A 9,601-nucleotide genomic window follows, 5' to 3' on the forward strand; every position below is an offset into this window, starting at 1 on the left:
CTTATCCGTGGCGGGTTTCCCGAGCCGCACCGGGCATTCGGGGGGCTACTACGCATTCATCGACGGCCGTCTGCATCCGCAGCTGCCTTCGGAACCCAACCACGCGTTCTCGGATGAACCCTTCGAGCTTCCCAACGATCACGGCCGGGTGTTCGGGCCCGTATCCCTGGAGGGCCGCTTCGTCTTCGTGGCCGCCTTCAGCCGGGAGGGCGTCGCGCCCCTGGACAAGGTGAAGCACCCCTACGTGTCCTTCAACCGCGCCCGGGACAAGGTGGCGGACCGCCTGGACGCGCGGACCGCCTACAAGCGCAGGGGATTCGTGGATCTGCGGAACCATCTGGCCGGGGATCCCATCCACACCACGGGGGACCACGATGGCCAGGCGGTGCTCCTGGAACGGCTTTGAGCCTGTTTTCAGACTATAGGCGACATTAAAAGCCCGGTCTCGGTCATGGCCCCCGCGGCCCACGCTCTTCCCTCCTTGTCACAGCTCTTCGCGTTGTCACAGCTGCTGCGGGGGCCATCCGGCCCATCCCGTGCAGCTCTACGAGTCGGCGGGCCTTGCACGTATGTAGCACTTCTGTGAGAGGGGTCCGGATAAGCAAAATCGAGTCTTTCAACTCGTCTTAAACTGTTCCGGAACCTCCTCCCAAGTTCTGTAAAGAGCCAGGACCTCGGATTCTGCTTGGCCCTTCGGTGTTTGCGACTGTACGGTATCTCCGACTCGAAGACCTACGAGAATGCGTGCCATGGGGGCGTTGTACGCTACCTGTTTTTGGGGGACGTCCGTCTCGCCGTAGCCAACGATTTCCCAGACGGTTTCTTCCTTTTCGCCTGTCTTGTAGAGCGTAGTCAACATTAACGCCCTCCGGCACCGCCCGCCCCCCGCGTGGCCCCCGGCCCCGTGACATAATCGCCAATACTCAGACACCGGCCGCCCCAGGAGCCGACGGCACAGTGCACATGAGCGGCCTCCTCGCGGGTCGAGCGAGCCGGCCCGGTGAGCGACATGCTAGGCCAGACACACCGCCGCCGTCAATCGGCCGGCGGACCGGCCGGATCAGCGCCGATGACGCCTCGCGGCGCCGGCACGACGGCGCCCGCCGCGCCCTCGAGGAGCCGATCAGGATGCGGCGGCGCCGGACGCGGGAGGAGCGGGGCCGGGACTCTGCCCCGAGTGCGAGAGGGCGAGGTGCGCGAGGATCTTTCGGATGACCGCGGGATCGTGCAGCGTGGCGATCAGGCGTAGGCGGCCCCCACAATGGGCACAGGCCAGGACATCAAGAGCAAACGCCCGGTGCATGAGAGCCGCCCAGCTCCAGGCGCGCGGGGTGGGCTGCACTCCGGCATCGTCCGGACCTGTGGCCAGCGGCGCCGCCGCGGCCGTGGGCTCGGGCGGCACGCGCCCGTAGGCGACGACGCGCCCGCGCCACCGGGCGCGCGGGGCCAACACGCCATGGCAGATGAGCAGGTTGGTTTCCGGCCGCGGGGTCATCGCCGCCAACCGTTCCAGGAACTCCAGCGGCTCGAACACCAACTCCCGCGTGCCGTCGCGCCACGCCGTCTTCAGCTCCAGCGCGACGCGGCCGTCGCTCCGCAGCCGCAGGCGTTCTTGGGCAAAGGGTGGGCGGAGCACATACCGGGCCAGGCGCTCCAGCCCGGCGCGGTCGTTGGCCGACACCCGCACGTTGGCGTGCAGATCGAAGCCCCCCAGGTGCGCCTGCCGCGGCCCGCGCGACGTCACGGTCGCCGGGTCGCGCTCGGCGCCCAGCCGCCGCACCCGCGCCCCCGCGCGTGGGCCCAGCGCCACCCGCCCCTGCACCGAGGCCCCGACGATCCCCGCCAGCACGGGGGACTCGTCCACGAGCCGATCCGTCGGGCCCGTCGCGTCGTCGCCGGGCTCCAGGCCGCGGCGCACCAGCAGCCGTTGCACCCGGTGGCGGATCGTCGCCAGCGCCGCCGTGACCTCGGCGTCGGTCGGTGCCGGCGCCGGATGAAACGCCAGCCCGCCCCCGGCCTCTTCGGTGAACACCCCGTCCAGCACGAGCGTGAGGAAGTGCAGGTTCACGTTCAACCCGCTGCCTGCGCGCTGCATGACGGTGACGCTACCGGTGCGTCCACCCGGCACGCCACGCGCGCGGGCGCCGCGCGCGTAGCCGTCGAGCAGCACGCGCGTGTACACTCGCAGCACCGCGCGGCTCAGTCCGTGATTCCACGCCATCTGGTAGCGCAGCCGATAGGGCACCGTCAGCACCCACTGCCGCACCGGCACCCACGGCAGCACCGCGTCCACCAGGTGGGCGGCGCGCTCCGTCATCCGGCGACCACCGCAACTGGGACACCACGCCCGCCCTTTACACGAAAACGGCACCAGGTGCTCGCGCGCGCAGCCCTCGCACCGAAACCGCGCCACCCCGTGCTCGAACACGCCGCACGTCAGGAACTCCCGGAACTCGCGCTCGACGAACCGCGGCAGGCCCGCGCCGTCACCGGCCGTCGCCACCGCGCCCAGGAAGGCCTCCAGATGCTCGGCGACGACTTGATGAAGCACGGTGTGCTCGGCGTCTCGGGGCCGGTAGGCCTCTCGCTGGAGGGCCATGGCCCCCAGGTGGGGATAAGGCACCGACCGGGACAATGCTGAGAGAGTGATACACCGAACATGGTGGGGACGACGGCGGCCAGACCGCTGCTGGCGGGGTGAGTCTACGTTCCGGAAGGGTGGGGCGGGCAGCCTCGCGCTCGCCGATCACGTGGTGTGACCTGGGGAGGGCAGTGGTCTGGGTGTCCTTGGCGTCTGGGCGGAGCTGGATGGTCCTCCACCGCCCGCCGGCCCCAGCCGCAGACCTACAGACGCGGGCTACTCGCGGAACTTGTTCACGATGGGCAGGCGCCAGTCCTTGCCGAAGGCGCGCGGCGTGATCTTGATCCCGATGGCGCCCTGGCGGCGCTTGTACTCGTTCCGGTCCACCATGGCGATGACGCGCTTGACCGTGGGCGCGTCGAAGCCCCGCGCCACGATGTCGGCCACACCCTGGTCGCTCTCGACGTAGCATTCCAGGATGGCGTCGAGCACCGCGTACGGAGGCAGCGTGTCCTGGTCGGTCTGGTCCGGGCGAAGCTCGGCCGAGGGCGGCCGGGTGAAGACGGCCCGCGGGATCAGGTCCCGGCCGAGGCGGGCGTTGGCGTGCTCGGAGAGCTTGTAGACCAGCATCTTCGGGCAGTCCTTGATAACCGCGAAGCCGCCCGCCATGTCGCCGTAGAGCGTCGTGTAGCCGACGGCGATCTCGCTCTTGTTGCCGGTGTTGAGCACGAGCCAGCCGAACTTGTTGGACAGCGCCATCAGGTAGTTGCCCCGGATGCGCGCCTGGATGTTCTCCTCGGTCACGTCCTCCTTGAGCCCCTTGAAAGCCCCCGCGAGCGCGCCCTTGTACGCCTTGAGAACCCGCGTGATCGGCACCCGCAGGAGATCGATGCCGAGGTTCTTCGCGAGCCTCGCGGCGTCGGCCCTGGTGCCCGCCGAGGAGTAGGCCGATGGCATGGTCACGCCGGTGACGTTCGCCGCGCCGAGGGCGTCCACGGCGATGGCCGCGACGATCGAGGAGTCGATGCCGCCCGACAGCCCGATCACCACGTGCTTGAAGCCGTTCTTGGTGACGTAGTCCCGCGTGCCCAGCACGAGGGCGCGGTAGATCTCCTCGATGGGCTCGAGCGCCTCGACCTCGTGGACGGGCAGCTTGGGCTTCTCCGTCTGCGGCAGCGCCGGCAGCGAGATGCGCCTCGCGCCCGGCTCGCTCCGCAGCTTCTCCTTCCGGCGCCGCGAGTCGTGCAGGCGGGCGCGGAACACCTGGTCGAGATCGATGTCGGCGACCACGAGGTCTTCCTCGAACGCTCTGCCCCGGGCGATCGGCTCGCCCTTCTCGTTGAAGATGAGGGAGTTGCCGTCGAAGATGAGCTCGTCCTGGCCTCCGACCGTATTGACGAAGGCGAGGCAGACGATGTCGTCGGTGGCCCGCGTCGCGAGCATCTTCTCCCGGAACTGCGCCTTGCCCAGGTGGTAGGGCGAGGCGTTGATGGTGACCACCAGCTCGGCCCCCGCCAGCGCCTGCAGCGTCGTCGGTCCCGTCGGGTACCAGATGTCCTCGCAGATGTTGGCGGCGATGGTCGTCACGCCCAGCGTAAAGACCGGCGATTCGGTGCCGGACTGGAAGTAGCGGTTCTCGTCGAAGACGCCGTAGTTCGGCAGGTACTGCTTGTGGTAGGTGCCCGCGTGGACGCCGTCGTGGAGCACCGCCGCGGCATTGAAGATGTCGTCGCCCTTGTCGACGAAGCCGAGGACCGCGGTCAGCCCGCGGCTCTGTTTGGTCACGTCGGCCAGCGCCCGCAAGTTGGCCTCGATGAAGGCGGGCTTGAAGAGGAGGTCTTCCGGCGGGTAGCCGGTGAGCGTCAGCTCTGGGAAGGCCACGACGTCGCAGCCCGCGGCCCTCGCCCGCCCCATCCAGTCCGCCACGAGCCGCGCGTTGGCCTCGATGGCGCCCACCGTCGGGTTGACCTGGGCCAGCCCCACCCGCACCCGTCTCATGACGGTATTCTAAACCATGCGCCCCGCCCGGACAGCGATGTGCAGGCCGAGCAGGACCAGCACGCCCCCCGCGACGATAAACACGGTCAGGGGCTCGCGAAGCCACCAGACGCCGAGCAGCGCGCCCACCACCGGCTGGACACTGATGAAGAGCGCCAGGCGCGGCGCCTCGACGCGCTCGAGCGCGTAGTTCCATACGAGGTAGCCGAGGGCCGTGACCACCAGGGCGAGATAGGCCGTGCCCCAGAGCGCCGTCGCGGTCCACGCCGGGCGGTGCCCGCCGAGCCATTCGAGGCCGGCCAACGGCGTCATGGCGGCGACGCCCCAAAGGATCGACCACGCGGTGACGGGCAGCGCGGTGTGGCGGGAAAGCACGCCCCGCCCGATCAGCGAATAGGCAGCATAGGACAGCCCGGAGAGCACGAGCAGGATATCGCCGCGCCAGTGGGGTAGGAGCGCCACGCTCACCCCCGGGACGCCGTTGACCACGACGAGCGTGGCGCCGATGAGGGTGAGCAGGGCGCCCAGCTTCTCTCGGCGCGAGAGCCGCTCACCAAGGAAGAACGGCGACAGGAGGATGAGGGCGACCGGCTCGACCGTGATCAAGAGCGCCGCGTTGGTGGCCGTCGAGTGGGCGATACCCCAGTTGCCGAAGGCGAAGGCTCCGGCGAACCCGAGCAGGCCCATCCAGAACACCTTCCAGTGATCGCCGCGCGAGAGCCGGTCGCCCGCCGGCCGCTTGAGCAGGGCCAGCGGCACAAGCCTGCTGAGCGCCAGCGGCACAATGATGAGGGCGCCGATCGCGAGCCGAACCAGCGCGAGCGTCCCCGGGCCGACGTCCTGGAGGACCACGCGGGTCGCCACGTAGCTCGTTCCGTAGACCGCGTTGCCGACAAGGAGGACGAGGTAGGCGACCGGCACCCGGAGAGCTTAGCGTAGAATCACGGGCATGAACTCCAAGATCCCGTGGCTTCCGTCGGAGTTGCACCCCGGCCAGAAGGCGGAGCGGTGTCCGCGCTGCGGCGCCATCGGGCTCATCCCCTCGACCCTCCGCCGGGACCCCAAGCGCGTGACGCCCGTGCGGACATGGGTCTGCACGAAGTGCCAGGTCACCGAGGAGCGCCCCGAAGCCGACTAGCCGGCGTTGACGAAATCGATCAGCTGGCGGAGACGGGAAAAGCCGCTGCGGTTGAACGGCAGAACGAGACGCGGCAGATCCTGGAACTCGCCTCGCTCGCCTTCAAGGGCCTGCGGGACCTGGTCCGCGGGCCCCTTCAGGATGTCCGAGAAGCGCAGCGAGATCTCCGCCACGACCGCCGGCGGCAGCGCGTGGCGCAGGCGGATGACGAGGCTCTCGCCCACGTAGCGGTGGGAGTGAAAGACCCTGTAGAACCCCTCGATCTCCCTCGCCGCCTCTTCCACGCTGTCGACGACGCGAAAGAAGTCCATATCCTCGGGTGAGATCATCCCGGTCTCCACCATCTGCTCCCGCACGAACTCCACCCAGCGGCGCCAGAAGCTCCCGCCGGGAGCGTCCACCAGGACCACGGGAACGATTTCGGCCTTGCCCGTCTGAATCAGGGTCAGCGTCTCGAACACCTCGTCGCCGGTCCCGAAGCCGCCGGGGAAGAAGGCCATGGCCCAGGCCTCCCGGACCAGGAAGAGCTTGCGGGTGAAAAAGTACTTAAAGGATATGAGCTTGGGGTCGTCCGCTATCCAGGGGTTGGCGTCCTGCTCGAATGGCAGGCGGATATTCATGCCGAACGACCGCTCGCGCCCCGCGCCCTCCTGGGCGGCGCCCATGACCCCGCTCCCGGCTCCGGTGATGACCATCCATCCCGATTCTGTCATCCGCTTCCCGAAGCTCCGCGCCTGCTGCGACACGGGGTGGTCGGCGGGGGTGCGAGCCGAGCCGAAGACCGTGACCTTGGGGACGCTCCGATACGGCGCGAAGACCTTGAAGCCGTAGCGAAGCTCCTTCAGCGCGGAGTTGGCGATCTTGAGGTCGGCGACCTGCGCTCCGTCCTCGAACATCTTGAGCGCGGTGGTCAACATCTCCGCCTGATAGCGCCACGTCCCGCCCGGCACGCGCAGGCGCTCGAGGAGCGCGTCGATCTGGCGGTTGGCCTCCTCGTCCTGGAGCTGGTAGCGCCGTTCCGCGCTCATGTTTCCAGCATACACCCGGGGCATCGAAAGGGGCCCTGCGCACGGCATCGGCCCGGGCGATAGGAGGCCGCTAGTTTGATCGAGACAACCAATTTGACTTCACGAGTTCCACCTTTACGATGCTAGGTGGCAGCCGATACCCGGCGCGGCCACACAGGAGGAGCGCATGGATAGACGGACATTCTTGAAGACCGGAGCCGGCGTCTCGGCCGGGGCGATGGTGGCCGGCCTCTCGCGGCCGATGAGCGCGATCGCAGCCGAGACCTCGGGTGGGACCAAGTGGCGCACCTTCGAGGTCACGACCAGGGTCGAGGTCATCAAGCCCTCCGGCGTGACGCGCGCGTGGGTGCCCATGCCGCTCATGCCGGACACCGACTACCAGAAGAGCCTGGGACAGAGCTGGACCGGCAATGCGGTCAACATGCGCGTCTATCGCGACGAAAAATACGGCGCCGGCATCTTCTACGCAAAGTGGCCGGCGGGCGAGGCCGCGCCCGTCGCCGAAGTGGCGACGCGCTTCGCCACGCGCGACCGAGCCGTGGACCTGGACGCCCCCGGCAATCCGGCCCCCGAGGACAAGGCGACGCTGAGAAAATACCTCTCCGGCACGAAGTTCATCCCGACCGACGGCATCGTGCGCAAGCAGGCCCTCGAAGTGACCAAGGGTGCGGCGACCGATGTGGACAAGGCCCGCGCAATCTACGAGTGGATCGCCGAGAACACGTTCCGCGACCCCAAGACGCGCGGGTGCGGCCTCGGAGACATCAAGGCCCTGCTCGAGACGGGCTACCTCGGCGGTAAGTGCGCCGACCTGAACGCGCTCTTCGTCGGCATGGCGCGCTCGGTCGGCATCCCCGCCCGCGACATCTACGGCGTGCGGGTGGCAGACTCGGCCGAGTACAAGAGCCTGGGCAAGAGCGGCGACATCACCAAGGCCCAGCACTGCCGCGCGGAGTTCTACGCTGCCAGCCACGGCTGGGTGCCCGTAGACCCCGCCGACGTGCGCAAGCTTGTCCTCGAGGAGAACGGCGGGACCTCGCTGACGGATCCAAAGGTCCAGAAGGCCCGCGTCAAGCTCTTCGGGGCCTTCGAGATGAACTGGCTGGCGTACAACTACGCGGCTGACCTGAAGCTGCCGAATTCCGCGGGCGACCCCATCGCATTCTTCATGTACCCGCAGGCCGAGACGGCCAATGAGCGCCGCGATAGCCTCGACGCCGATTCCCTCCGCTACCGGCTGACATCCCGCGCGATCACCGCGTAGCCGGCGGTCCCTTCACGACGCTGCCCCCGGCCTCCCGGGGGCAGTCTTATTAACCTACCAGCCCGCCCCGGCGCCGCCGCGCGCCCCCTACTCGCTCTTGGCTCCGTGCGCGTTAGCGTGGGCCGCGGGCAGGAGCCCCAGGAGGCGCAGTCGCTTGCGGAGCGTATTGCGGTTGATCCCGAGCAGGCGCGCGGCCTTGAGCTGGTTGCCCGCCGAGAGCTCCAGCGCGAGGCGCAGCAGCGGCATCTCCACGCGCCCCATGATCGTCCGGTAGAGCCGGCCGCCGTCCGCCGCCGCCGAATCACGCACGACGGCCGGGAGGACGGCGTCCAGCATCCGGCCGAGCTCCTCCGTCGCGGCTTGCCCTTCCATGCGCGCTCCTTTCCTGAACCCAAGGAGAAAGAGCAAGGTCGGGGCCAACGACGCATCGCATGGAAATCAGTCACTTGGATTGGGCGCGGGCCATCCCCACGCCCATCGATGCCGAATGAGTGAGCAGGAGCGCCTACATCTTGCGCAGGGCCAGAGGCGCCAACCGCCAGAGTCGCGTGCGGCATGTCGCCCACGACGTCTCGACGGCGCGCTGGAGGACAGGGGCCGACGGCGCGAGGATCCGAACGACGACTCCGCCTCGGGCCAGCGTCGTCACGCCCGCGCTCGCGTCGGGCGCGCCGGCGGCGAGAGCGTCGGCCAGGGCGGCGGCGAGCTCGTCGAGGCCGCCATGCGAGGGCGCGAGGCACGCGACCGTCGCCGCGTACGGCATACCCTCGGCGGCTCCGAGCCCTCCCCAGCCTCGAGCGCCGCTCAGCACCACGCGGTCCTTGAAGAGCAACCCCTCCCGGTCGCGCGCCACGGTGCCGCTGTCGAGCAGGTCGAAGCGCCACGCCTCACCGCGCGCCGCGCGCCCCGCCGCCCAGGCGTCGCAGAGGATCGCGGAAGCCCCGGGCGCCAGCTCCAGCTCGACGCTCTGGATGAGGCGCGCGCCCGGAGAAGGGATCACGTGGTCGGGCACGTACTCGAACGCGGCCCCCTCTTCCACCCGGACGATCGTGCGCTGGACTGCGGGCAGCCCGGCGCTCCGGTAGACGCGGGTGGCGCTCGGCGTCGAAAGGCAGACGCGGGTGCCCGCGCCCAGCTCGACGCGCGTCTCGAGCCGGTCGCCGCCCAGCACGCCGCCGCATGGGTTCAGGAGGAAGAGCGTCGCGGCGCCCGTGCCGTCCAGGTCCACGGGCTCGAGCGCCTGGAGCGGCAGCGTGAAGCGGCGGCCGATGAGGACCGTGCGCCCGGAACGAAGCTCGAAGGCGAGACCGAGGAATCCGTCGCGGCCGGTGCGGCCGGGCGGCGGCGGCTCAGGACTCGAAGAGGAGCTCGCGCCGGATCCAATCCACCACGAGGTCGGCGCCGGTGCCGTCCCGGAGGTTCGTGAAGACAAAGGGCCGGTCTCCCCTCATCCGCTTGGAGTCCCGCTCCATCACGGAGAGATCGGCGCCGACGTAGGGCGCCAGGTCGATCTTGTTGATGACGAGCAGATCCGAGCGGGTGATAGCGGGGCCGCCCTTCCGCGGGATCTTGTCCCCCTCCGCGACGTCGAT

The 9,601-nt window shown here is 69.3% G+C and carries 10 protein-coding genes; 3 read left to right on the forward strand and 7 right to left on the reverse strand.

Going from position 1 to position 9,601, the window contains the following annotated elements:
* On the forward strand, window positions 1–406 hold a 406-nt coding region (locus VGV06_17135; GenBank protein ID HEV2056868.1), incomplete at its 5' end, for a hypothetical protein.
* 717 nt (window positions 407–1,123) lie between these two features.
* Here the strand turns inward: VGV06_17135 and VGV06_17140 are convergent.
* The 3 genes from VGV06_17140 to VGV06_17150 all read right to left on the reverse strand — a co-directional run bounded on the left by VGV06_17140 (window position 1,124) and on the right by VGV06_17150 (window position 5,500).
* Entirely contained in the window at window positions 1,124–2,599 is a 1,476-nt protein-coding gene (locus VGV06_17140; protein HEV2056869.1) for a transposase, read from the reverse strand.
* A 258-nt stretch (window positions 2,600–2,857) separates the two neighbouring features.
* Window positions 2,858–4,579: an NAD+ synthase gene (locus VGV06_17145; GenBank protein HEV2056870.1), complete on the reverse strand. Its 1,722-nt coding sequence runs from the start codon at window positions 4,577–4,579 to the stop codon at window positions 2,858–2,860.
* 9 nt (window positions 4,580–4,588) lie between these two features.
* Complete coding sequence (locus VGV06_17150; GenBank protein ID HEV2056871.1) at window positions 4,589–5,500, reverse strand: DMT family transporter; 912 nt, start codon at window positions 5,498–5,500, stop codon at window positions 4,589–4,591.
* Between the two features lie 28 nt (window positions 5,501–5,528).
* On the opposite strand from VGV06_17150, the gene VGV06_17155 reads away from it, so the two are divergent.
* Window positions 5,529–5,717: a hypothetical protein gene (locus VGV06_17155; protein HEV2056872.1), complete on the forward strand. Its 189-nt coding sequence runs from the start codon at window positions 5,529–5,531 to the stop codon at window positions 5,715–5,717.
* On the opposite strand, the gene VGV06_17160 is transcribed toward VGV06_17155, so the two are convergent.
* Entirely contained in the window at window positions 5,714–6,745 is a 1,032-nt protein-coding gene (locus tag VGV06_17160; protein ID HEV2056873.1) for a TIGR00730 family Rossman fold protein, read from the reverse strand. The two genes, VGV06_17155 and VGV06_17160, sit on opposite strands and share 4 nt — an antisense overlap.
* Window positions 6,746–6,911: 166 nt before the next feature.
* Here VGV06_17160 and VGV06_17165 point away from each other — a divergent pair, with 166 nt between their 5' ends.
* Entirely contained in the window at window positions 6,912–8,009 is a 1,098-nt protein-coding gene (locus VGV06_17165; GenBank protein HEV2056874.1) for a transglutaminase domain-containing protein, read from the forward strand.
* Between the two features lie 87 nt (window positions 8,010–8,096).
* Here the strand turns inward: VGV06_17165 and VGV06_17170 are convergent, their stop codons facing one another.
* The 3 genes from VGV06_17170 to VGV06_17180 form a co-directional block, all read right to left on the reverse strand.
* On the reverse strand, window positions 8,097–8,381 hold the full coding sequence (locus tag VGV06_17170) for a helix-turn-helix domain-containing protein (GenBank protein HEV2056875.1): 285 nt from the start codon (window positions 8,379–8,381) through the stop codon (window positions 8,097–8,099).
* A gap of 133 nt (window positions 8,382–8,514) precedes the next feature.
* Window positions 8,515–9,441, reverse strand: a complete 927-nt coding sequence (locus VGV06_17175) for an urease accessory protein UreD (GenBank protein ID HEV2056876.1) — start codon at window positions 9,439–9,441, stop codon at window positions 8,515–8,517.
* Window positions 9,359–9,601 (reverse strand): GTP-binding protein (locus VGV06_17180; protein ID HEV2056877.1); only part of this gene is annotated, 243 nt, incomplete at its 5' end. The genes VGV06_17180 and VGV06_17175, both read right to left, overlap by 83 nt.

It is taken from the genome of Candidatus Methylomirabilota bacterium (genome assembly GCA_035936835.1).
Classification (GTDB): Bacteria; Methylomirabilota; Methylomirabilia; order Rokubacteriales; family CSP1-6; genus AR37.

Coding starts and splice junctions, on each gene's coding strand:
- VGV06_17140 (HEV2056869.1), bottom strand. CDS start 2,599: ATGGCCCTCCAGCGAGAGGCCTACCGGCCCCGAGACGCCGAGCACACC.
- VGV06_17155 (HEV2056872.1), top strand. CDS start 5,529: ATGAACTCCAAGATCCCGTGGCTTCCGTCGGAGTTGCACCCCGGCCAG.
- VGV06_17170 (HEV2056875.1), bottom strand. CDS start 8,381: ATGGAAGGGCAAGCCGCGACGGAGGAGCTCGGCCGGATGCTGGACGCC.
- VGV06_17165 (HEV2056874.1), top strand. CDS start 6,912: ATGGATAGACGGACATTCTTGAAGACCGGAGCCGGCGTCTCGGCCGGG.
- VGV06_17160 (HEV2056873.1), bottom strand. CDS start 6,745: ATGAGCGCGGAACGGCGCTACCAGCTCCAGGACGAGGAGGCCAACCGC.
- VGV06_17145 (HEV2056870.1), bottom strand. CDS start 4,579: ATGAGACGGGTGCGGGTGGGGCTGGCCCAGGTCAACCCGACGGTGGGC.